General features: G+C 54.1%; 27 protein-coding genes and 2 tRNA genes. 10 read left to right on the top strand and 19 right to left on the bottom strand.

The window, feature by feature from the left end:
- Positions 1-19: 19 nt before the first annotated feature.
- A complete protein-coding gene (locus tag GWK74_00690) occupies positions 20-502 on the bottom strand; it encodes a hypothetical protein (GenBank protein ID QHU90051.1) in 483 nt (160 codons plus the stop codon).
- Positions 503-1,073: 571 nt separating this feature from the next.
- A complete protein-coding gene (locus GWK74_00685) occupies positions 1,074-1,718 on the bottom strand; it encodes a hypothetical protein (GenBank protein QHU90050.1) in 645 nt (214 codons plus the stop codon).
- Between GWK74_00685 and GWK74_00680 the strand changes: the two genes are divergently transcribed.
- The 9 genes from GWK74_00680 (at position 1,717) to GWK74_00640 (ending at position 7,680) form a co-directional block, all read left to right on the top strand.
- The gene (locus GWK74_00680) at positions 1,717-1,857 is read left to right on the top strand and encodes a hypothetical protein (protein QHU90049.1); all 141 of its coding nucleotides are present in this window, start codon (positions 1,717-1,719) and stop codon (positions 1,855-1,857) included. The genes GWK74_00685 and GWK74_00680 overlap by 2 nt on opposite strands.
- 245 nt (positions 1,858-2,102) lie before the next feature.
- Complete coding sequence (locus GWK74_00675) at positions 2,103-2,441, top strand: phosphoenolpyruvate carboxylase (GenBank protein ID QHU90048.1); 339 nt, start codon at positions 2,103-2,105, stop codon at positions 2,439-2,441.
- The gene (locus tag GWK74_00670; GenBank protein QHU90047.1) at positions 2,438-2,689 is read left to right on the top strand and encodes a hypothetical protein; all 252 of its coding nucleotides are present in this window, start codon (positions 2,438-2,440) and stop codon (positions 2,687-2,689) included. The genes GWK74_00675 and GWK74_00670 overlap by 4 nt, the downstream gene beginning before the upstream one ends.
- A gap of 310 nt (positions 2,690-2,999) precedes the next feature.
- Positions 3,000-3,593: a methyltransferase gene (locus GWK74_00665; GenBank protein ID QHU90046.1), complete on the top strand. Its 594-nt coding sequence runs from the start codon at positions 3,000-3,002 to the stop codon at positions 3,591-3,593.
- Positions 3,590-3,859, top strand: coding sequence for a hypothetical protein (locus GWK74_00660; GenBank protein QHU90045.1), 270 nt, complete (start codon positions 3,590-3,592; stop codon positions 3,857-3,859). The genes GWK74_00665 and GWK74_00660 overlap by 4 nt, the downstream gene beginning before the upstream one ends.
- Positions 3,840-4,082 carry a hypothetical protein gene (locus GWK74_00655; protein QHU90044.1) on the top strand — a complete coding sequence of 81 codons (243 nt, stop codon included), beginning with the start codon at positions 3,840-3,842 and terminating at the stop codon, positions 4,080-4,082. Before GWK74_00660 ends, GWK74_00655 begins: the two co-directional genes overlap by 20 nt.
- A 62-nt stretch (positions 4,083-4,144) precedes the next feature.
- Entirely contained in the window at positions 4,145-6,295 is a 2,151-nt protein-coding gene (locus tag GWK74_00650; GenBank protein ID QHU90834.1) for a type IV secretion system DNA-binding domain-containing protein, read from the top strand.
- A gap of 187 nt (positions 6,296-6,482) precedes the next feature.
- Positions 6,483-7,286 carry a hypothetical protein gene (locus tag GWK74_00645; GenBank protein ID QHU90043.1) on the top strand — a complete coding sequence of 268 codons (804 nt, stop codon included), beginning with the start codon at positions 6,483-6,485 and terminating at the stop codon, positions 7,284-7,286.
- Between the two features lie 19 nt (positions 7,287-7,305).
- Complete coding sequence (locus GWK74_00640; protein ID QHU90042.1) at positions 7,306-7,680, top strand: hypothetical protein; 375 nt, start codon at positions 7,306-7,308, stop codon at positions 7,678-7,680.
- A 550-nt stretch (positions 7,681-8,230) separates the two neighbouring features.
- Here GWK74_00640 and GWK74_00635 read toward each other — a convergent pair.
- The 9 genes from GWK74_00635 to GWK74_00595 form a co-directional block, all read right to left on the bottom strand.
- Complete coding sequence (locus GWK74_00635) at positions 8,231-9,088, bottom strand: hypothetical protein (protein ID QHU90041.1); 858 nt, start codon at positions 9,086-9,088, stop codon at positions 8,231-8,233.
- A 287-nt stretch (positions 9,089-9,375) separates the two neighbouring features.
- The gene (locus GWK74_00630) at positions 9,376-9,810 is read right to left on the bottom strand and encodes a hypothetical protein (protein ID QHU90040.1); all 435 of its coding nucleotides are present in this window, start codon (positions 9,808-9,810) and stop codon (positions 9,376-9,378) included.
- A gap of 509 nt (positions 9,811-10,319) precedes the next feature.
- Complete coding sequence (locus GWK74_00625) at positions 10,320-12,002, bottom strand: hypothetical protein (GenBank protein QHU90039.1); 1,683 nt, start codon at positions 12,000-12,002, stop codon at positions 10,320-10,322.
- Positions 12,003-12,006: 4 nt separating this feature from the next.
- Positions 12,007-12,348 carry a hypothetical protein gene (locus GWK74_00620; GenBank protein QHU90038.1) on the bottom strand — a complete coding sequence of 114 codons (342 nt, stop codon included), beginning with the start codon at positions 12,346-12,348 and terminating at the stop codon, positions 12,007-12,009.
- A 43-nt stretch (positions 12,349-12,391) separates the two neighbouring features.
- Positions 12,392-12,467, bottom strand: a tRNA-Thr gene (locus tag GWK74_00615).
- A gap of 67 nt (positions 12,468-12,534) precedes the next feature.
- Positions 12,535-13,563 carry a hypothetical protein gene (locus GWK74_00610; protein ID QHU90037.1) on the bottom strand — a complete coding sequence of 343 codons (1,029 nt, stop codon included), beginning with the start codon at positions 13,561-13,563 and terminating at the stop codon, positions 12,535-12,537.
- Entirely contained in the window at positions 13,538-14,071 is a 534-nt protein-coding gene (locus tag GWK74_00605; GenBank protein ID QHU90036.1) for a PH domain-containing protein, read from the bottom strand. The genes GWK74_00610 and GWK74_00605 overlap by 26 nt, the downstream gene beginning before the upstream one ends.
- 7 nt (positions 14,072-14,078) lie before the next feature.
- Positions 14,079-14,155 (bottom strand) — tRNA-Arg (locus GWK74_00600).
- 58 nt (positions 14,156-14,213) lie between these two features.
- Entirely contained in the window at positions 14,214-14,717 is a 504-nt protein-coding gene (locus tag GWK74_00595; GenBank protein QHU90833.1) for a nucleoside-diphosphate kinase, read from the bottom strand.
- Positions 14,718-14,824: 107 nt separating this feature from the next.
- Between GWK74_00595 and GWK74_00590 the strand changes: the two genes are divergently transcribed.
- Positions 14,825-15,745: a tyrosine-type recombinase/integrase gene (locus GWK74_00590; GenBank protein QHU90035.1), complete on the top strand. Its 921-nt coding sequence runs from the start codon at positions 14,825-14,827 to the stop codon at positions 15,743-15,745.
- 12 nt (positions 15,746-15,757) lie between these two features.
- Here the strand turns inward: GWK74_00590 and GWK74_00585 are convergent, their stop codons facing one another.
- The 8 genes from GWK74_00585 to GWK74_00550 all read right to left on the bottom strand — a co-directional run bounded on the left by GWK74_00585 (position 15,758) and on the right by GWK74_00550 (position 22,701).
- Positions 15,758-16,912: a hypothetical protein gene (locus GWK74_00585; protein QHU90034.1), complete on the bottom strand. Its 1,155-nt coding sequence runs from the start codon at positions 16,910-16,912 to the stop codon at positions 15,758-15,760.
- Entirely contained in the window at positions 16,905-17,639 is a 735-nt protein-coding gene (locus tag GWK74_00580; GenBank protein QHU90033.1) for a prepilin-type N-terminal cleavage/methylation domain-containing protein, read from the bottom strand. The genes GWK74_00585 and GWK74_00580 overlap by 8 nt, the downstream gene beginning before the upstream one ends.
- Positions 17,623-18,183 carry a hypothetical protein gene (locus GWK74_00575; protein QHU90032.1) on the bottom strand — a complete coding sequence of 187 codons (561 nt, stop codon included), beginning with the start codon at positions 18,181-18,183 and terminating at the stop codon, positions 17,623-17,625. The genes GWK74_00580 and GWK74_00575 overlap by 17 nt, the downstream gene beginning before the upstream one ends.
- A complete protein-coding gene (locus tag GWK74_00570; protein QHU90031.1) occupies positions 18,167-18,904 on the bottom strand; it encodes a hypothetical protein in 738 nt (245 codons plus the stop codon). The genes GWK74_00575 and GWK74_00570 overlap by 17 nt, the downstream gene beginning before the upstream one ends.
- A 27-nt stretch (positions 18,905-18,931) precedes the next feature.
- Entirely contained in the window at positions 18,932-19,798 is an 867-nt protein-coding gene (locus GWK74_00565; protein QHU90030.1) for a hypothetical protein, read from the bottom strand.
- A 78-nt stretch (positions 19,799-19,876) separates the two neighbouring features.
- A complete protein-coding gene (locus GWK74_00560) occupies positions 19,877-20,350 on the bottom strand; it encodes a prepilin-type N-terminal cleavage/methylation domain-containing protein (GenBank protein QHU90029.1) in 474 nt (157 codons plus the stop codon).
- A gap of 65 nt (positions 20,351-20,415) precedes the next feature.
- A complete protein-coding gene (locus GWK74_00555) occupies positions 20,416-21,627 on the bottom strand; it encodes a type II secretion system F family protein (GenBank protein QHU90028.1) in 1,212 nt (403 codons plus the stop codon).
- A 3-nt stretch (positions 21,628-21,630) separates the two neighbouring features.
- Complete coding sequence (locus GWK74_00550) at positions 21,631-22,701, bottom strand: PilT/PilU family type 4a pilus ATPase (protein ID QHU90027.1); 1,071 nt, start codon at positions 22,699-22,701, stop codon at positions 21,631-21,633.

Raw genomic sequence — 22,701 nt, 5'->3', positions numbered from 1 at the left:
CTACTCCTATATTGCCGAATCAGTCTTCTACGAGCATGCTCCTGCGAGGAGTTCGGCCTTGACGAATTATGTAGTTATTCTCCAGGTCCTCCAAGGTTGCCAAGCCGGCAGGAGGATACCTTCGGGCCCGACTCTTCTCTTGGATGTTTTTTTTCCTTTCTTGAATAGCCTTTTTCTTTTCCAGTTTCATCATCTTAGACGTCCCAGATTTCTGCTTCACCAAGGCGGGGCTAGCCGATGAGGAACTCCGAAAAGCGGCGCGCCCTCTCTGTCGGCGAACAGAATTCTTGCTGCTTAACATGTCATGCTCTGCTCTCAAAGTTTTCAAGACTTTCTCCCCAAGTTCTTTCTTGCGCGCATATGGCCGTCCGCATTTCTCACACACCGCTTCTTCGTGAGATATTTCCTCTGGAGCTACTTCTAAGCCAGGCACAGCCTCTGACTGCTGAGCTGCTGGCGGCTTTTGCTCTGATGGTTGCGATGAAGGCCCGTGTTCTTTCATGCTGCCTTTTAATATAGCACAGGCATTCGAAAATTGGTAGACGTGAGCGCGCGCGCTGAGCGGTGTGGCGTTGTGCCATCCGCGTCATTGTCCACGTCACCGTGACCATGAGGGTATGAGGGCTCCTCGTGCATCTCTCTGGGACGGGCCCTGCCCGCTGTCGCTGTCAAGGCTCGCGCCGGGCTTTCCGGCGGTGAGAGATAAGTCGAGGGTAGCACCTGAGAAAATCCATATGGTAGTCGCCTCTGGCTGGCAAAACCCCTCACTTGCGTTAGGAAGACTCGCTCACTTTCGTCAGGGACGAGGTTAACTTTCGGTCAGACGGCTCTTGAGGACTAGCTTCTGCGGCTGCGTCAGTCATCAGTGCGTAATCCCTTTCACTGCTCCCGCGGCCACCCTGTAGCGCCGCTGTAGGCGCCGTAGCAGTCCGCGGTGATGGTGTTGTGGCTCGTCAACGGCCAGTTGCCGTCCCCGACCAGCTATACAACCTCTGCGTCTGGCACGGCTGTGCTACTGGTCAGGGGTAGTCCAGCGCCTTGGGGGCTCGGCGCGCATCGGAGGTTCAGTGATGCTACTCCGCGTCCACCACCGTCACTGCACAGGCTGCCCCTAGTGTTTGGCTCTTGACCATGTCTGCGTAGATGTTGCCGGTGAGGACGACGGTGAATTTGGGCCAGGTTTCGCCTCGCCAGACCAGCCGGATGGTGGTCTCGCTTTGGAGCTGGACGATGGTTGGCTCAGTCAGCTCCTGCTCGTGCCACAGGGCCTCTGGTTGGGAGGTGGTTGTCCAGGCTGGGCTTAGGGGTGTGGGTTGGGGTTCGTTGTCTTGCCACAGGCTGAGCTGTGGTGGGTGCATGTGGATGTGGTGTTGGCAGCGGAGTTGGATGGTGAAGCCGACTTGGGTCTCGTCCAAGCCGATGAGGATGAGGGTGGCTTCGGGGACGGTTTGGGTGGTCCAGTGGGTGGAGATCAGCCGGGCCAGCTGGTGTAGGCCGCGGTCGCTGTAGCGGCGGGCTTGGCGTTGGTCGAGGAAGTGTTTGGCGCCGAACTCCTCGAGTCGAGCCAGGTGGGTGTCGGCATCGGTACACAGCCCAAGGGAGTAACTAGCCGCCTCCACGGCGGTGATGTCGTCGTCGGAGTCGATGAGTTCCATGATCTTGTGGTTCAGCTCCACCAGCGCGACCTCGGGATCACCGTTGCCGAGTAGATCGCACATGACTGGACACTGGGCCATGGCCTGCGGCGACAGCCCACCGGGGCGTTTACGAGCAGCCCGGAGCTCCTGGTGGATGGCGTCTTCGGCGGCGCGGCTACTGCCGCCAGTGCTGTCGCTGCTGCTCATCTGGGCAGCCTAGCCGAGCAGACTGAGGGCTGTTCTGCCACTGGGAGCAGGAGCGCGTTGGTTGCTTGGGGGCTTGAGGGGTCTTCAGGTGTGCGGGCTCGTGAGGTCTCAGCCCCTTCCAAGGGCGATGTCACTTTCATGTCACGACAGGCCCCGGTGTTGTGGGTTGGACTTGGGGTGTGAAGTCAAACCGGCTTCTTACGCGAGTTACACCGGCTCCGCTGCTTGGTGGTGGCGGGTGGTGTGGAAGGAGTTCTCATGTCGAATCTGATCCCTACGTCTGGGTTTGGTGCTGGATCGGCTCGGGCGGCTGGGTCTGGGTTGGTGTCGTCGGTGACCGGGTCGGGTGGACGAACGCGGGGGTTGGCTCGGGCGGTGCAGCGTGAGTTGGAGTGGACGGCTGGTCGAGGTGATGTCGTCAGGGCGGTTGATTCGGCTCGGGCAGAGTTGACGAATCAGGCGATGGGCAATGTTGGGAATCTGGTGATGACCGGTCAGGCGTTGGTGCAGGTTGCGCCGGAGAGTGCGCCGTATTTGGAGGCGTTGTTGGGTGCGTATGCCACTGGTGCAGCGCAGGCTATTGCGAGGTTCCAGTGACCGGCCTGGCAGTCCTTGGGGTGGTTGGTGTGGCGGTCCTTGGGCTGGTGGGTTTGGGAGTGGTGGTGTGGGGGTGGGTGGAGGGGTGGCGGGATGAGCGGCGGCTGGCCAAGGAGCGGGCTCGGGCGGAGCGGCGGGGTGTTGAGCGCGAGGCCAGCCTGGTGGCTGTGCGGCTCAGGCAGCAGGCTTTCCGGGTTCAGGGGGAGATGATGCGGCGGGTGGTTGAGGAGTTGCGGCGCCGGTCGTGATGGTTGAGAGCGTGGCATCCAGCTGCTTGTGGGGGTGTGGTTGGTGGCTGGGTGTTGCGTTTTCTACAATAGCGGTTTTTGTGTCCCTTAATTGCTGAATATGCCCTGCTGTTTCTGTGGTGGGGCTGGGTGGTCGGGGTGTCCGATCGGTGGGAATTGTGTCCGAGTGGATGGTTGTTTTCTCGGGTTGAGTGAGTCGTAATACAGGTAGCGCCCCGGGCGGATGCCGTCTTCCGGAGGTGCCGGGTTGAGACGAGGTATATCCGGGGCGCTTATACCAACCAATTGTAATGAAGAAGGAGGAGGTTGTATGCAGTATGCAGGTTGTGACAAGCAGTTCCGAACGGTGTTGGCGGATCCGCCGTGGCCGGGTCAGTCGAGTGGGAAACACTATCCGATGATGAGCCTGGAGCAGATCAGGCAGTTGCCGGTGGCAAGTTTGGTGGGAGCGGATGCGCATTTGTGGTTGTGGACGACGAATGGCCTGCTCCGGGAGGCCTATGAGGTGGCGGAGGCGTGGGGGTTCACGGTGCGCTCGCCGCTGACGTGGGTCAAGTTCCGGCTGGGGCTAGGTGGGCGGTATTCCTTGCGTAACGCTACGGAGCAGTTGTTGTTTTGTACGCGTGGTCGAGAGCCGGTGAATTTCCGGTCGCAGCCGACGTGGTTCACCGCGCCGGTGCGGGAGCATTCCCGTAAACCGGCTGAACAGTTCGCGGTTATCGAGAGGGTGTCGCGGGGGCCGTATCTGGAGTTGTTTGCGCGCCGGCGTCCGGAGTCACGGGCGGATTGGTCGGTGTGGGGTAACCAGGTTGATGCTGACATTGTCATTCCGGGGTATCCGGTGCCCAGTGATACCGGCCGCAACCAGGACGGAATGAAACAGCTCGGGGGACTGCAGCGATGAAACGGATGCGAGGAGGAACTGATGTCTGGTGGTGGGATGAACAACCGATCTACGAGGCTACTCGCCGGCGCGCTGTCGCTGCTGGTAAGCGCCGTATGCGTCGAGATGACGTTGTGCGTTCTGGGCAGGATTTGGCTGCCCGTGATGCTGGTTGCCGGCGGCATCGGGCTCGTCGCCGCCGGGGCGTGGGGGCTGATGTGGTGGTGGCGAAACCGGTTCTGGTGGTGAAACGACGAGGAGGTCGACATGGCAAGGCGTGGACGTAAACGAGAGGTCGGCCGCGGCACGTCCCGGTCATCGCAGGTGCGGGTGGTGCCGCTGTGGCAAACCCCGATCTCGCGGCGTGAACTGGCCAAAGCCTTGGCGATGTACCTGCTGTGGCGGATCGAACAAACCCCAGAAGCAACCACCGAGGCCAACGGCCCTGCTGGGTCTGATGAGGCTGGCGGAGTCAGTGCCCCTGCCCCGGATGATGGAGGCGCATCGTGAGTAGCAAGCGGCGATGGTGCTGGCGTGAGTTGTATTGGCCGCGGCCGCTGAAATGGACGATGGTGCAGCAGCTGATGCATCGGCTGGTGGCTGATCCTGGTCTGGGGTCGCTGGTCATTGAAACCCGGGCAACGAACGAGACGATCCGCTTTCAGATCGCGGCCGACGTCAGGTGTATCCGCGTGGTGGAGTCGCTGCTGGGTGAGCTAGTTCCCGGTATGCAGACGGTGAAGGCCGGGGTGCGGCGGGCGGTGACCCGGGCGGCACGCCTCAAGGTGACGCATCCGTTACTGGCGCTGGATACCAGCCGGATTGAAGCGGTGACTCGGGCGCTGCTGGCTGGCTTGTCGGGGCTCCGAACCGGCGAGCAGCTGGTGTTGCAGCTGTTTATCGGTGGGCGGGTTGCGCCGATGCTGTCGCGGCGTCCGCCCCTCGAGGCGCGGCAGTCGTGGTGGAGTCTGCTCAACCACGGAGCCCGAACTGCCAGTGGTGATGAACTCGCCCGGGTACGCGAACGCCGCCGGCAGCACGGCGCGTTGGTGAGTGTGCGACTTGGCGCCGAAGCAGCCACACCCCAAAAGGCCCGGGCACTGATCCAGCGGCTGTTCGGGGCGCTGTGCACCATCGAGGCGGCCGGCGTGCGGTTGCGGTTGTGGCCTGAGGATCCCGCCAAACTCCACCAGGTACGGCGGCCGTGGTACTACGGATTGCAGCTGAGCAGCACCGAGATCGCCTCCCTCACCGGTTGGCCGGTTGGCGAGGGAGACTTGCCCGGCCTGCCGCCGGTATCGCCTCGGCAGATCCCGCCACCGAACTGGCTGGCTGGCATGCATCAACGACTGGCGGGGCGGGTATTCGCTCGCTCCAGTGCACCCGGCAGGCCGGTCGCGTTGGGGATTCCTCCGCGGGATGCACTGCTCCACACGGTCTTGCTCGGCCCGACTGGGGCTGGTAAATCGACGGCGCTGGAGCATCTGGCACTGGCCGACATCACGGCCGGCCGCGGCGTGGTGGTCATTGACCCCAAAAGCGACCTGGTCACCGATCTACTGGAGCGGATCCCGACCGAGCGTGTGGATGATGTCGTGGTACTGGATCCCACCGACCCCGGCCCGGTTGGATTGAATCCGCTGGCAGCCGCTACAAGGCAGCCGGAGCTGACCGTCGATGCGCTCCTGGCAACCTGCAAGGCCGTGTTCGCCGACTCGTGGGGTATCCGCACCGAGGAAATCCTGACCGCCGCGCTGTTGACCCTCGCCAAGGTAGGCGGCCCGGCAGCCACCCTAGTGATGATCCCCAGCCTGCTGACTAACCCTGCCTTCCGGCGCATGGTCACCCGCCAGCTTCACGACCCGCTCGGTGTATCAGCATTCTGGGCGAAATTCGACGCTAAAAGCCCAGAGCAGCAAGCCACGGAGATAGCGCCAGTCCTCAACAAACTCCAGCAATTCGTCATCCGCCCGCAGCTGCGCGCCGTGCTCGGACAGACCCAGCCACGCTTCCAACTCCGAGAGGTATTCACCAACCGCACCATCCTGCTGGTCAGCCTCAACAAGGGGGTGATCGGCAGCGAGGCCGCCCGGCTCCTCGGCTCGCTGCTCATCGGGCAACTCTGGCCACTCATCTTGTCCCGCGCCGCACTACCGCCAGAACGCCGCCACTTGGTCAGCATCTACGTCGACGAAGTCCACGACTTCCTCCACGGTATCCCCGGCGACCTGGCAGACGCCCTGGCACAATCCCGCTCGCTCGGCGTGGCCTGGCACCTGGCGCACCAATACCGCAACCAACTCACCCCAGCAATGCGCGCGGCCATCGATGCCAACGCCCGCAACAAAATCTGTTTCGGCCTGGCCGCCCCTGACGCCCGCGACATGGCCGCCATGACATCCGGCCTTGAACCGCTCGACTTCATCCGCCTACCGCGCTACGCCACCTACTCGACCGCGTGGGTCGACGGCCAGGAAACCGGCTGGATCTCCGGCATCACCCTGCCACCACACCCGAGCCAACGCCCCGCCATCGACGCACGCGCCGCCAGCCGCCACCGCTACGGCATCCCCGCCAAGGAAACCGAAACTGCCCTGACCCAACTCACCAGCCACCCCATCCCCACAGCACCAGCCACCGAAACGACCTCACCACCAGCACCACCAACATCACCGGGTGAATTCGGCCGTCGCCTAGCTCCGACCAAACGCCGCCAGAAGTGACCAATCGCCTGACCAGTCGCGTCACTGAACCAACCAGCCTTCACCCCGCCAACCGGCCCTCAACCACCAACTACGGGACACGACTGTCTACCTCTTCACCGAGGCAGCCACCACACCGGCACCGGCCAGCGACCAGCGGCACTAGAGCCGGGCCTCTCTCTAACCACATCGTGAAAGGAGGACTCCCATGATTCGTATCTCCGAGCACCAACTTCACCACCTCATGGCACGTCTCAGCCAGCGCGCCATGACCGTCCTGCGATTCCTCGCCCAGCAACGCTTCGCCACCACCAGCCACCTTGCCCGGCTGCTCAGGCCCCACCACGCCAGCCCCGCCTCGGCCCTACGTCAAACCAGCCGCCTGACAAAACACCTGGCCACGCTTCACCTCATCCGTGCCCTCACCAGACGCATCGGCGGCATGCGCGCCGGCTCCGCCGCCGCCACCTGGCACCTGACCGAACCCGGCCACCGCCTCATCACCCGCCACGACGCCGACACCGGCACCCCAACCCGACGACGCTGGCACGAACCATCCCTCGGCTTCCTCACCCATACCCTCGCCATCACCGAAACACGCATCACCATCGAAGAAACCGCCCGCCACAGCCACTTCACCATCCACCACATCGAACCCGAACCCACCTGCTGGCGCAGCCACCTCGGCCCCTACGGCCAACCCGAATGGGTCAAACCCGACCTTGGCCTCATCACCGAAACCAACGGCTACCAAGACCACTGGTGGTGCGAAATCGACCTCGCCACCGAAAACCCCGCCCGCATCACCACCAAAGCCCGCGCCTACCACCGCCACTACCAAGCCGGCACCGAACAAGCCACCCGAGGCATCTTCCCCCGCGTGCTCTGGATCACCCCACACCCCGCCCGCAAGCAACAACTCCACCGCATCCTGACCAGCGACACCACACTACCGACCGGCATGCACAGCGCCATCACCCTAGAAGAGGTAAAAGACGTGCTGAACAACTAACCAGAAAGGAGAAGACACCATGAACCACCAACCACGACACACCCAAACCGGCAATCACCAGCCAGACAACACACCCGAAACCACACCACACAACTACCCAGCAGGCGCCATCACCGCCTGGCGCCAACTCACCGGACAACCACCAAACCAACCCCTCGACCCAGACTGGCACCACAACTTCACCAACTGCTACCACGGCAGCTGGCCAAACCGCAGCGCCTACATCGAAACCCTCGTCGAAGACATCTTCAGCCAACAACTCGAAACCATCACCAACACCATCGGCATCCCAACCGACTACATCCGCTGGAACTACCAAGCCATCTGGGAAGACGTCACCCGCTGCTTCGACATCATCGAAAACGAAGATGGGGTGCATGTGTTTGAGCGATAGGGCCTTCGCCCAGCATGCGACTTACTCGCACCACTTTTTGGGCTGTTCTAAACAAAAATTATGGGTGATGGATGGGGCGTCGACAATTCTCAGGCGTATTTTCGCTAGCGAGCCTGACCAAGCGGGTGTGATCGTGGCTGTGCAGACTTCTTGTCCCATCGAAAAATTCCATAAGACGTACCTCCAAAAGCAGCTATAACGCTCAATATTTGAACACATGGAAACTTCCAATTTGTATCAAATGCTTCGGCGCATAACCATACTCCAATAATTATAGACGCTGCAGTCGACACCTTTCTGATCCAAAGAGTAGGCACGCGAAAAGATAAACGCGGCATTAGAACAAGGAAAATAAAAATCAAACCCAGCAGGCAAGCTGTCGATAATACATCTATGTGCGCACCATTGCCTAAAGCTATTTCTAGCGGAGACCGAGTCCAAAATTTAATAGGCGTAAACAACCACCCCTCCCCCGTCTCATACTGTGCATGAAGAACGGGGGAGAGGGCGAAAGAGATTAGATATTCAGTTATCACCTTTTTAGTATATGCTAGAAAGTGATCTTGAGCAAGTAGGCACGAGAACTAGGATATTTCTTTTCAAACCACCCTGCGGGTGCAGAGAATTCCGACCAAGACCAATAGCGATTCTCCTTTCCATGCTCAGTCACCGACGGGAACCCAGACTCGTTCAGACTAGATACAATGGCGAAGTGATCCAACTCGCCATCACCCTCGAAGTCATAGGTAATGAGGTCGCCAACAGAAGCGCCGGCAGCAGTATTATCAGACCAAGAAATCTGACGTTCCTCAGCCAACTTTGCTTTGACAAGGTAATTCCTTAGCGCTGGGGCATATCTTCCAGCCAAAGTTACGCCGCGCCATCCGTAGTCGAGAGGATTAGGTATCTTCGTGAGATCCCCAGAGATATCCGTCCAGTCATCAGATTTGGGCATTCCGCCGTTCCAAAGGGCTTGGCTGACAAACCAGGTGCAATCACCGCGATTTGATTTGAACCGAGCTGGATCAGTGTAGTGTTCTTTCGCCCAAGCAACAGAGGCAGCAGCATCGTAGCGTGAAGATGGGGACGCGGAAGGCGAAGGGGAGCTTGTTGTCGCGGCCTGATCACACCTCGGCACTCCGGGTGTCCACCCCTCCACTCCGGTGTTGGCGTAGGCGTTAGATACGTACGTCCCATCACTCAGACGCTCCCAGATCTTGGTAGCTGGCGTGGTGTTGTTGTCGACCAGCTCTCCTTCAAGTTCACAGGCCACCTCCACGGACAACCCTTCAGGCAGCGCCGCCCCGACGCGCTGGCTGCTCATACTTGGTCCAGAACGCGGGTACACCCCGATACCGCCGGTGTAGGCGATCGTGAATCGCTGGCCAGCTGCCGCCCTCGGCGCCATGCATACTGCGGCTGCCAAGCAAGCGGCCAAGGCCATACACATGGCCAGAAAGCGCTTCGCAACACTCATCTCGAGCCCCCTTGAGGTTCATCGGGGCCCTGTCGCCCTGAATAGACCAATGATAGCTAACTTTTGACAGCCGAAGGGACGACACGACCATCTTCTTGGGGAGCTTTAAGATCGCAGCCAGAAAGATGAAACCTAAACTAAATTCCTGAGTGCCAGACCGCCCGCGAGAATCGGAAAAACAATGCTCTGACGAGGCCTTACAACCCTCATGCGACCCACTACGCCCCGTTCCTCCTCCGCATCCTCACCCCGCGCCGCAGCAGGCAGCCCCGGACAGCACCGACGCCGGTGCCGAAGCGCTTGGCGATGGTCAGGAGAGACTTACCCGAGGCGTACATCACTTCGGCCTCGTCGCCTTGCGGCTCATTGAGACCGCGCTCCCGCTGGGGAACGCCAGCCTGCTTGCGAAGGCGGATGACCGTGTTCTTCGTGATGTTGAAGCGGGCGCAGATGTCCGGCACGGGGACGCCAGCCGCGTAGAGATCAGCGACGTTGGCTCGCTGGGCCGAGGTGAGCGAAGTGAACTTGACCCTATGTGGTAGACGCGAGACAGCGGAACCCTCATCACGGGTGGTAAAGTCAGGCGGCAAGCTCGCGACCAGGTCAAGGAGCGGCTGCCATTGTTTCGAGAGGGTGTCGGTGAGGGCCACCATTATTGCATACAACCCTCGCAGTGCGGAGGGTTTTTAGTTTTTTCTATTTTACACATTTTCATATACTTTTCCACTAGTATTTTTTATAGTGATATGTCAATATATTGATATGATTTGTATAAATTGTTTTCACGATAAAACTACTACCAAAAACTCCCGCAAGCACACGAAACACCCCAGCGTCTGGCGACGACGGACCTGTCCAGAATGTGGTGCAGTCTTTACGACATACGAACGGGCTACACTAGACGGGCACATGGTGTTAGCACGCGACGGATCAACCACCCCTTTCAATCTAGGAAAACTCATCGTAAGTATTAGCCGTAGCTTTCAACATAATAAGCATGCTGCAGCACATGATAGCTACTTCCTTGCACAAACCGCGCAGGAACAGATTATCAAGCAAGATAAACCGCTATCTACGCAAATCATCGCTCAAATAACACACATAATCCTCCAGCGCTACGACCCAGTAGCAGCACTCCAGTACGCCGCCCAGCACCGACTCATCACTTCTCGGCGACGCGGGAGGCCTTCGACCGTTTACGTGCAGCCGCCTTCTGACGAGCGTTAATCGCCGCTGTGGCTTTTTCGGTGACGTCAAACTTATCAAGATATCGCCCGACTAACAAACGAGTCTGCGCGGCAAACGCCGCAGCAGAGCTATAGACAATAGACGTCACTGGCATCAGCACCCACTGTAAAAGCATCCAGACACTTCGACGTCGCGTGTAGCGAACTGGACGCGGTGGTAAAATCTTGAAGGCACTAAAAATCGCTATCGCCATACCAATCAACGCAATTTGCTGCAGCGTACTCACCGTATCAGGCAATTGATGCGCGGCGACACTACGAGCTGCCTCGGCATTAACAATAAGCGGTACCCAGCCACCAAAAGCAACTAGAACCGAATTACAGGCTAACGTCACATTTCCATCAAGTAGCCGCACAAACCGTGAGAAACCAGCCCAAAATGGTACATTACGCTGCTTAGTAAAGACCCGTTCACCAACATACGCAACATCAGATGCCCCATACGCCCAACGACGAAACTGGATAAACTGCGCTTTGAGCGTTTTTATATACGTAGCTGACAATACCGCGTCTTGATAAATTGGTACATGGAGCGGCACGACCCCGTAGTTACCACCAAAATAGAAGTAGCTGCGCCAATACTGGTGGCCGTCTTCGACGATCGTTCGAACACTCCAGAAGTCCATCTCAACGAGCGCATCCATCGGCTGAGCATGTGAAGCAAAATTACGTAGCGAATGAGGGCGCATTGAGCTAATGATATTCCAAAATGAGTTACCCGTCGCAACCACGCGCATCGGCGCCGGCACGTCCCAAATATTACTAGTGAATAGGCAGACTGGTTGATACGAGTAGTGCTTACGATCCTCGCGGACGATATATTCGTATGTCAGGTAGTCAAAGTAGGTTTCATGTGGCTTATTATCACAGTCCATCGTCGTGACAATAACATTACCGTACGGAATATGCTGCTCCTTGAGCCACCCCTTCAGCCAGCGCCCGGCATGCGTAATATTGCCACCCTTGCCGATCACCTCATTCGGAATGTCTTTTGGATGCTTGACGATATGAAAGGCGTGAAAATACTCGCCATAGCGCTTTTGTAGTGTCTTGGCAGTTGTGTCAATATCCTTACCGCCTCGCTCTTCATACGCAAATACCATAATCATACGCTTTTTATCATACGTAGTAGCGATTACTGCTTGAATGGCTGGCTCAATCACCTCAATGCTCTCATTATAGGCAGGCATGATAACTGCGTTATAAATTTCAGATGGTTTCGGGAAAAACCCTGGCTGTGCAGAAGCAATGAGACGTAAGTTTTCTTTGTGCTGCGCAAAACCAACCTCCTTATGTCGCTGGTCGCGAATACGTGCATATACCGCCTGCGGATCTTCGAGATCTTCAAGACGCGCATGCCAATTGATCAGACACGCCTTATCCATCTTAGCACGGCCAGCGACCATATGATAGGTAATGCCAACCACGCGCACCATCATCGACAGGATGATAATAAGCAGATAGAGTGACGCAAGCAGTGGACTAAAAATCGACAGTATGACAAGAAGAATAATTGCACCATAGCTCAACAGACCCGGCAGAATCTCTAAAAATCGATAGAGCGGCTTTCGTTTACCAAGTGGTATTTCTATATCCATAATTCTACACCACCGACGCGATTACGATTATTGAGTAAGCAAACAGTGCTAGTATAACTGATATAGCGATTGTGAGCCAAAGAAGTGCCAGTGCTAAGTCTCGACGCTGTACCACAGCAAGCTTAGCGCTCAATATGATGTGCCCAACCGTAATCATAAGCTGCAACACGCCATACGTCCAAAGCGAATACCAGTGACCACGATAAAGCCCCGTCACACTAAATGCACTATGCTGAACAATAACTTGGGTTTCTTTAGGCTTGATAGTAACAGCAAAGGAGATAATAATTATTGACGCTAGTAAGATATTAACAATAACAAGACCAAGTAGCCAGCGGTCTTTCATTATCTGTCGTAATGTGTTTGTAATATGGTTCTTCATGCTGTTCTGGAGCCGCTGACCGGATTCGAACCGGTGACCTACGCTTTACGAAAGCGCCGCTCTACCAACTGAGCTACAGCGGCATGTCTCCCCAAGAATTATAGCAGATGAGTGAGGCTTTCGCAAAGATGATGACGAGCAGGCCGGAGGCTATTTCTGCTCACCAGACTTTTGTTCGGCTGGCTGATCAAGATGAACGTAATAGGTAACTTTCTTGTCATTGATCAACTTATCAAAATTAGCTTTAAATGTCGTCAATGGAATCTTGAGGTATGAGTAGGTGATTGAACCGTTATCCCGTGAGCGTGGCTGAACAAAGTAGTAGCCATCGCCACCGAGCGGCTTAATAACCCCAGAAATCGTACCATCTGCAGTTTTAATCGCCGCCTCGGTCAAGCCACCGTCTTTGTTGGTCTTCGGAACAACAGTCTCTGGCATTACTTGTACTCGTTCGCCTAACGCCGCCGCGACATCGGTCAACGATTTACCGGCCTTGAGCTGTGCTTCAACTTCCTTAACAAGGTTGGCCGCCGCTTCATCAACGGCAAACGATACTTCCCAGCGCAGCAGCGATGCCCTAATGCCATCACGCGCCTCATCAAGCGACCAGCCAATCATATCTTTTACCGCCGAACGGTAGGCTTCTTTTGACAGGCCGGCATCCTTTTGCTGGCGGTCCATCTCTTCATCAACTTTTCGATCATCAACTGATATACCCCTTTCTCTCGCTAGCTTACGCACATATGCATCCTGCACCGCTTGGTTCATGGCCCGCTGCCGCTGAAAAGCGACTTTATCACCAGCCTGATCTTGACCCTGAGTCTTAAGCACCGCCATATTACCGCGGTTATATAGTAAATAATCACTATAGCGCACAAATTCCCCTTCAACTGAACCGGCCGGTAGCGGCAAAATTTTGGTAATACGATATGCTAAATCGCTTGTGTCCTTCCAGACATAGAGTTGCAGATACAATAGGACAATCACCGTCACGAGTCCAGCAATACTAATAAATACCGTGTTCCAGACTAGTTTATGTTTGGAGTATTGTATCGGGTATTTGTGTTTGCGCCCACCAGCCAGCACCTTTTCGCGATGCTCCGCGACCGTGTCATTGGTAATCCGCGACGGCAGTGAGCGTTTGTCCTTTTTCTTACCCTTCGTTGTCTTCTTTAGCATGATCACTCCTTTCAGCAGCGAGGTCCACCGCATCTTGCAGCTTATTATAAATCTTATCTGGGTGCTCGACATTTTTAATGACAAGGTCCCCGACAAACGTCTGAATAACTATTGTACCAAATTTGAACATTTCGCCCGTAAAACCAGGCACGACATAACTGATATTCTGGACTTTCGCTAGTTTAAGTTCAATTACATCCTTACCAAAAAAACCATGCTGCGTTATCTGGCGAAGTCGCTGATTTGTCACAATGTAATATGTATAAAACCACATTAAAAAATGATAACCAAACAGAACGAGTCCAAAGATGAAGCTGCCGAGAAATACCCATAAAAGATTGAGATTATCCTGCCAGATGAGATACGGTAATGCGCCAACAGTCATTGGAATGAGCAATAGATAAAAACCCTTACGCATAGCAATAATATGTCGACGAAACACAAATAACAGCTCCTCGCCATCGCGCTGGCCATCAAATGATTTATCTAATTTGGCTTTCTTCGTCATAATTCTTTGGTACCCCGGGCAGGAGTCGAACCTACAACCTTATCCTTAGGACGGATCTGCTCTATCCAGTTGAGCTACCGAGGCACACACAAAAAACCACCCGTGTTAATTATAACACGGGTGGTCGTCGGTCGCGACAATACTACCGAGTAAACTTTTCGTTTAACGTCGCATAATCCATCAACTCTTCGGGTTTAAACCAGTGGGCGACTTCTTGCGCCGCCTCGTCAGGATCACCCGATGCGTGAATCAAATTCGGCACACCCTTCTGGCACTCGTTGGCGTAGCCAAAGCTAACATGCGAATAGTCACCACGAATCGTACCCATATCGGCAGACTTTGGCTCGGTTGGGCCAACAATTTTACGCACCACGGCAACCGCTTCAACTCCTTCAAGAACCATAGCGATAACCGGCCCGTCCATCATCATATCAAGCGTCATGTCAAAAATTTCTTCACCACGACGGGTCACCATCTTGCCAATCGTTTCGTAGTGCGCAAAGTAATGCTCACGACCCGGAGCTACCATCTTGACACCGATAATCTTGAGACCAACACGCTCAAACCGCTGCAAGATCTCGCCAACGATTCCCCGCTGCACTGCATCGGGCTTGAACACAATCAGTGTTCGTTCAATGCCACACATATTCTTCTCTTTTGATTCAGTCATATGTCTCCTTCGTGTATTATTTTCTTCATCATAACAAAAAGTATTCGTTTGATAAACGGTATAGATGTTGTTAAAATTAAACTATGTATCTCTCAGAAGCATTAGCAGATTTCCTAGAACATCTCGAAGTTGAAGGTGGTCGCAGTCCGCGCACCATTGAGAACTACAAATTATACCTTGAGCGCTTCATTGATTTTGCTGGTGATATTGATGTTGCAAAAATAACATCAGAGACAATTCGTAAGTATCGCCTCTGGTTAAACCGTTATAAAAATAGCAACACCGGTGAAGAATTGTTGTTAATTACACAAAATTACCACTTAATTGCCCTACGTGGATTATTGACGTATTTATCACAACGAGACATCTCATCACTGGCAGCCGACAAGATCATCCTACCAAAAACCGTTCGCAAACAAGTCACATTTCTCCACTACGACGAGGTGGTACGGCTCATCGAGCAGATCCCATTGGACAATGAACCAGGCCTTCGCGACCGCGCAATTATTGAGCTTTTGTTTTCAAGCGGACTGCGCGTGTCAGAGCTTGTTAACCTGAATCGTGACCACATCAATCTCGCTCGACGCGAGTTTATGGTGCGCGGTAAGGGCCAGAAAGACCGGCCCGTATTCGTTTCAATGTCTGCTGCCGAGCACGTCAAAAATTACCTTGATGCGCGAAGTGACAGCTTGCCGGCTCTATTCATCAGCTATAGCAGGCGCCTAGCAAAGCCATCAGTTTCTGGCGATTATCGTCGGCTGAGTGCTCGCTCGATCCAGCGGATGGTATCGCACTATGCCCGACTTGCTGGCATCACCAAGCACGTTAGCCCGCACACTATGCGTCATAGCTTTGCCACCGACCTTCTGATGAATGGAGCGGACCTACGGGCGGTACAATCGATGCTTGGTCATAGCAATATCGCCACGACCCAGATTTACACACACGTCACCGACCAGCACCTCAAAGACGTCCACGAACGCTTTCACAGTGATACGAGATAGACCCCTAAGACACTACGGCCGACAGCTACCCGGCGTTACACTACCCTCAGTCACCGAAAAGTCTTTACAGAGGCTATTCTCAAGATCGATAGCATTTTCAGGATACGGGAAGTCGTCACCTATCTGAAGGCGCGCCTCAACCCGCCGAAATACATTACTAGCACGACCAGTTGCATCAACCGCTGGCTGAACACCATCAAATTTAACCGGTTCTGCACCATTATATAGGGCAATTCGCACGTGTGACATGCGATATAGCGGCGTCAGACGCAAGAATGAATTAACGCTGGCGGCAGCCGTAACAGGTGATATATCAATTGTGGCTCGGCACGAATAACCACTATTCGCAAAATCCGGAGAACAGCTCACCGGTGTCGGAGCATTATTAAATTGCCCACCACCGCCCGCTCGCGGTAGATTAATTGCCGATACACCTCCGTTCGTCGGTCCGGGGACACTCAGCGTCCGTGGATAAAGGAACATTGTCGCAACACGAGAGCTATCAAGACTAGCAAGGTCGAATGTATCGCCTGGAAAAATCATCTGAGTGCGCAGTAGCGCGGGTGCAGGACGAGACGGCGACTCATCCCAGTCACTGTATGCCGGCAGCGAAGTTGATACGGAGGCAGCATTTTTTACTCGTCCAGCAGCCACGTTGCCGTTCGCGTCCTCTTTAGTAAACCACTCGAGGACAATTTTATTAAATTCAGATTTGGCTTTCAGCGGCACCAAACGAGATGATCCTTCGGGTATGCTAACCAGGAAATCTTCCGTGTCCATCGTGATGTTGACGCAGGTATAGGCTTGGTTGAACTCTTTACCGTCCCCTGAGCGGCGCGACTGGATCAGTGTCTCGTTGGCGGCCACATTACCGGCAACGCCCGAACGTGCGACGACTTTACAATCGTTAGGTAATCGCAACTGCTCGCATGCCTTGCCACCATTATCTCCTTTTTGGCAGGCACGCACGACTCGCTTGGCGTCTTCAACACCAGACAGGGCGGCGTCATACGCACTTTGTGACAGCTCATTATTTAGAGCCTGTCGCTGATCAACCATCATCAGCCGCATAAAACCAAGCATCAAAACCGTTAGTAATAGCGTCGCAAAGATTACTGCAAATAACGATACCGCGCCTGACTGATTATCTCTTGTGATTTTATCCATTTGTCCTCACAATCATCTCAAAGCTATTTATCGCACAAAAATCGAGATTCTCGCTGTTGTCCGCTGGTGGCTTACAGGTGCCATTAGCGGTGTTAATCGCCTCAAGCTGGCTAGTCCCAAGTACAAACTCCAAACGATAGAGGCTATCCGCTCCGCCATCGCCCACCACTCGCGCTGCTTTCATGTGATGAATTGCCAACACCACATCATTCGACCCGGCTGGCTTGAGAAGATGCGTCACCTTATCCGTCGCAACTGTCGACACGTACGCCCCTGTTGTTTGATTTTTTTGACACAGCATACCATCTGGGTCAATCACTCGAGCAAAATTAATTGGACGACCAGAATGAGGCCCACCAACTTCGGTAATAATGCCTGCTCCAGCTTTCACTTCTCCAGAAACAACCGTTGGCACATTCCAGACATATGAATAATCACCGAGGCACAGTCGACCACTTCGATCGGCACCACCTGCCTGCACCATGACAACGGCCGAGTTAGCATTGCCGCTTATCTTGCCAGCATTAGCCTGCAGAAAGTCGCGCCGCAAACTATCGCTAATCTCGCGGCCGGACTGATTGATACTTTTGAGCGTGAGGCCTCGATTATACAGCTTGCCGGCCTGAATTGCTATCGTGGCGATTGCCAGCAGCAACACCGACACAAATGCCATCGCCAACATCAACTCAATCAAGGTAAACCCATATCGTCTATACTGCGGTGTCATACATCCTCACAATCGTCCCCGTGGTCATTGGCCGGTCAGTCCCCACACTCATCCAGCAGGCCTGAATGTATGCATCATAGGCGCGGCCACCTTCAACGCGCACCAGCTGAATTGAAATGCCTAAAGAAGTTGGATTTTGAGTAGTTGAAACCTTGGCATATGTCGATGATAATTCGTATTTATTGGTAATCAACTGAAAAGTATTTTTGTTGGGCGCCAGTGCAAATCCTCCACTTGGCATCGCCTCCGGACATCGATCAACATTCAGCACCGAATTAGCATGGTCAATCGTCCGATTCTTTATTCTATCCCAGAGAGCAGCAAATGAGCTCCCAGCCTGAGATGACTTATCATGAACGTAGCGCAGCATTTCTGCTTGACTATCAATTTGCTGCCGCACAAGCGTCAACTCTAGCGACCGCTGCGCCATTGCAATACCGCTGTTCATAAGCGCCATGATACCAATCGCCAGCATACTAAACATCGCTACCGCCATGACTACTTCGATGATCGTATCACCCCGGGCGCTATGCCGTCGCTTCATTATCACACCCCTTTGTTGCATGACCAACCGTCACCGCCTCGCTCGAGCCAGCCTTTGCACCCAAAAAGACTGACAGCCTCTGGCCAACTGACCAGCCAGTATCATAAATACAAAACTCTCGCTGCCGCAGCTGCAAATCGGCTGTATACGTACCACCATTTGGCTGCATATTACGGACAAAATTACTGATATTAGCCGGTGAATACGGTGTGTCATTCGTGCGTACGATAACCTGCCCGCTGTCTGGATCGCGGTATATTAATAGAGCAATTTCTCTACCAATAGTATTAGTTGCCGTGAGTGATCGTACCTGCGCACCCCAGCCAACCGTATAGGTATTTGCCTCACTTTCACTATAGCTATACGTCCACACTCCCGAGCGTTTCAGAGCATACAGCGGATAGGCGGTAAATGAACGTGCCTCGGAATTCGTCGACTTGACATAGCGACCAACGACAACGCAATTCGACTGGCCCCGAGTTCCGTCGTTTGTTGCACCCTTAACAGGACATGTGTCGCGATCGCCCCGATCATTCTCGATACTAATCACTCGGCTATACTGATCACGAATAAAGCCGGCGAACGATTGAACAGCGTCATGATACTGCTGTTGACGCAGCGCAGCGCTCACGCCAGCTAACAAGCCAACGGTCAATAGACCGGTGATCGCCAAGAACAACACCACTTCAACGATTGTAAACCCGGATTGCCACCGCTTCATATGCTCATTATTATAGCATAAGCACTATCAAATCACGATAAGCCAATCCACGATCCTCACGCCGAAAAACCACGCAATAAGAAAGCCAATGATTAATAATGGCCCAAATGGTATTCGTGCTCCACGCTGTACTGTACCCCGAAGCATCCCCGGTAGTACCAGTAGTGTGCCGAGTAAATTTGCTAGAAAGAGCGCGAGAAATGCCAGGCGCCAATCCATTAAAAAGAGTGAGAGACCGAGTGTCAGCTTGACGTCACCAAACCCTATCCAGCGACCACGTGACACGACATAGAGCAGCGCGTATACGCCACTAAGAATGACGACCGCCGCCATCAGTCCAAGCACTCCGCCCGGTAGCTGACCAGTTGCCGCGTGAATCCCAGCAAACAGTACTCCTAGCATCACAAATGGCCAATTCGCCACATCCGGGAGCAAAAACCACCGCTTGTCATACACGAACAGAAACGCTAAATACGATACCCCCATCAGAGCAATTACAACCTTGGTTATCACGAGCGGCGCCGTAAACGCCATCATGCCATGCCACGTCACGGCGACAAATAATCCCCCCATTACCAGCTCGAGTCCCAGCTCCATCCAGCCAATCGGTGCCTGGCAGTACCGACAACGACCTCTGGCAGCCAGCCAGCTTACTACCGGCAGCAAATCATACCAGCGTAGCTCGTGCCCGCAGGAAAGACACCGTGACCGATCGTCTTTGAGAGGTTTCAGCAGCGGCTTTAGGCGGCGGAGCTCCAGCATATCAACCGGTTCACCGGCCTGCTTGTCTTCAACCAGCTGCCGAGCACGAACTCGCCATACCTGAGCACCGATAAAACTCCCCATCACCGCACCAAGAGCAGCTACAACCACTAGTATTATCATTGACATCATACTGTTAATGGTAACAAGAAATCATGAAAAAAGCAGCCCCCTGGTAGTAGGAGGCTGCCAATAATTCGTTGTCCCTGCTTAGTTTTGGTTATCTTTACAAAACGCACCGCTTCCTTCTAGCTGCACCTTGACGGCAAATGACCGCGGCGAACCACTTTTGGCAACAATATTTTCGCCATCACACTGGGCACTCGTAGCATAGACCATCTTTTCGGTCGTTGCCGAACCCTGTTGGGCGACGCCAGTTACCACGCTGTAATTGTTGCCGGTCTGCGGGTCCTTGAATTCACCATTGCCACGTTTCATATACGAATCAAGGAAGCTATTAATCGACCCTGTATCGGTTTTCGGGATACTTCCCTTGTTATTCGTTGCATAACTATTCACCTGCGAGACGAACCGCGTTACATCGCTCCGTCGTTGTGTATCGCGCTGGCTACGCTGTAAAGCCGGCCATGCCAAGAATACCATCAAGAATATCAGTCCAGCAATTGCTAGCACCAACACGACTTCGATGATTGTGAATCCTTTATTTGCTTTTTGCTGAGCCATGAAGTTGCCCACCTTTCTGTGACTTAACTTTCTCTTGCTATTATACTGTACTGCTTATGGATTGTCTAGAGGCTAATGTCTCCGACCAGATTATAAATTGGGAAGATTATCGCACCGACCATCACACCAGCCACCACCGCGAGCACCACCATCAGCACCGGCTCAATCGTCGTCGTGATTGCCTTGATCTCCTCGTCCAGCTCATCTTCGTAAATCTGTGCGCACTTACCCATCATCTCATCGATTTTACCCGACTGTTCACCAATCTTGATCATCTGTGGCACCATCGGCAAAATATAATCTTCATTCTTTAACGACACCGACAATGCCTTGCCGCCCTTCACCTTCTCGCTGGCACGCTCAATGCCTTGACGGATGATCGAATTATTGACCGCCCGAGCAGTAATGCGCAGCATGTCCAGCATCGCTACCCCGCTATTGAGAAGCGTCTGACCAGTGCGAGTAAAGCGCGCCATATACAGTTTCCGGAACATGGTGTCAAACACTGGCACATTCAGCTTGAAAGTGTCTTTGGTGCGAATACCAGCCTCGGTCTTGAGGTATTGCTGAAAGAAGTACAAGCCAATGCCAAGCAAAATCACTAAGGCCCACCAAAACTGCGCCAAAAAGCCAGCGACACTCACCATCACCTTGGTCATGAATGGTAGTTCTTTGTGCAAGCTACTATACAGGCCTTCGACCTGCGGCACTACCATCACGAGCATAAATACCACCACCGCGATAATTACTAACAACACAATTGCTGGATAGACCATAGCGCCACGTACTTTACCAATCATTGCTGCATCTTTTTCCTGTTGTGATGCGATGCGCTTCAGTGCTTCGTCCAATGTTCCCGACGCTTCACCGGCCGCCACTAACGCTACGTATACGTTATCAAATACTTCTGGATGCTTCTCAAATGCACTTGACAGTTGCCGACCACCTTCGATATCAGAGATTATCTCCTGAATGATGTTCTGCATCTGCTTGTTTTGCGTTTGCTCCAGCACAGTATGCATACTCTGCGCCAGTGGTAATCCCGCGCCAATCAGTGTCGCTAATTGCCGCGTAAAGACGATCTTATCCTTGGGCGATATTTTATTTGATAATCGCTGAAAGAAGCCCTCGCGCTCATCCTGCAGCTCAATTTTCAGCGGCACGAAGCCTTGAGCGCTCAGCAGCTTCGCTGCGGCAACCTCACTCTCAGCCTGCACAACCGACTTGGTGATCTTTTGCGTGGCTGAATCTCTGGCCTCATAGTAATATTTTTTCATGCGTTATCCTCGAATAAGCCGCTCAAACTCCGCTAGATCAACCGCAAACTCACGGGCACTGTCATAGGTAATCGTACCGTTTTGCACCAGATTTACCAGCGTCCGGTCCATCGTCTGCATGCCTTGATCAGCGCCCGTCTGAATGACAGCATCCAGCTGATGGCTCTTGCCTTCGCGAATGATATTACGCACCGCCGGATTGGCAATCATGATCTCGGCCGCCACCACCCGGCCGCCACCAATGGATGGCACTAGTCGCTGCGAACAAATTGCCATCAGAATGTTCGATAGCTGCGCCCGAATCTGCGGCTGCTGATGCGGCGGAAAGACGTCGATCATACGATCAATAGACTGTGCCGCCGAGTTGGTGTGTAGCGTCGCAAACACCAAGTGCCCGGTCTCGGCAATGGTAATCGCCGCCGAGATCGTCTCGAGGTCGCGCATCTCGCCGATCAGCACCACGTCTGGATCTTGACGGAGGCTGGAACGTAGCGCCGCCGAGAATGAATAGGTATCATAATGAACCTCGCGCTGCACCACCACTGATTTTTTTGACTTGTGCGTAAATTCGATCGGGTCTTCGATAGTAATGATGTGCTGCGACTTTTCGGCGTTAATTTTGTCGACCAGCGCCGCCAGCGTCGTCGATTTACCAGAGCCAGTCGGCCCCGTCACCAACACCAAACCGCGTGGGAAATCGGCAAATGTATTGACAATTGGCGGCATGCCCAGCTCCTGCGCAGTCTTGATCTCGTTTGGAATTAAGCGCAGCGCCGCTGCCAAATTACCCCTCTCATGAAAGGCATTCACCCGGAATCGTCCCAGTGTACCGAACGCAAACGAAAAGTCAAACTCCTTATCTTTGAGCAAAATTTGCCGCTGATCCTCATCAAGAATCTGAAATACCAGCCGCTCCACGGTTGCCTCATCAAGCGGCTGCGTGCCCGTTGCTGCGACCAACGTTCCGTCAATACGCAGCATCGGTGGCAGGCCCACTTGAATGTGAAGGTCTGAGGCCCGCTTTTTAACCACCTCTTCGAGTAAAATTTCGATGCGTAATTCTTGATTGTTCAT

The sequence above is a fragment of the Candidatus Saccharibacteria bacterium oral taxon 488 genome, assembly GCA_010202115.1.
Classification (GTDB): Bacteria; Patescibacteriota; Saccharimonadia; order Saccharimonadales; family Saccharimonadaceae; genus Nanosynbacter.
The sequence above is the reverse complement of the archived record's forward strand: the minus strand, read 5'-3'. Positions and strand labels throughout refer to the sequence as shown.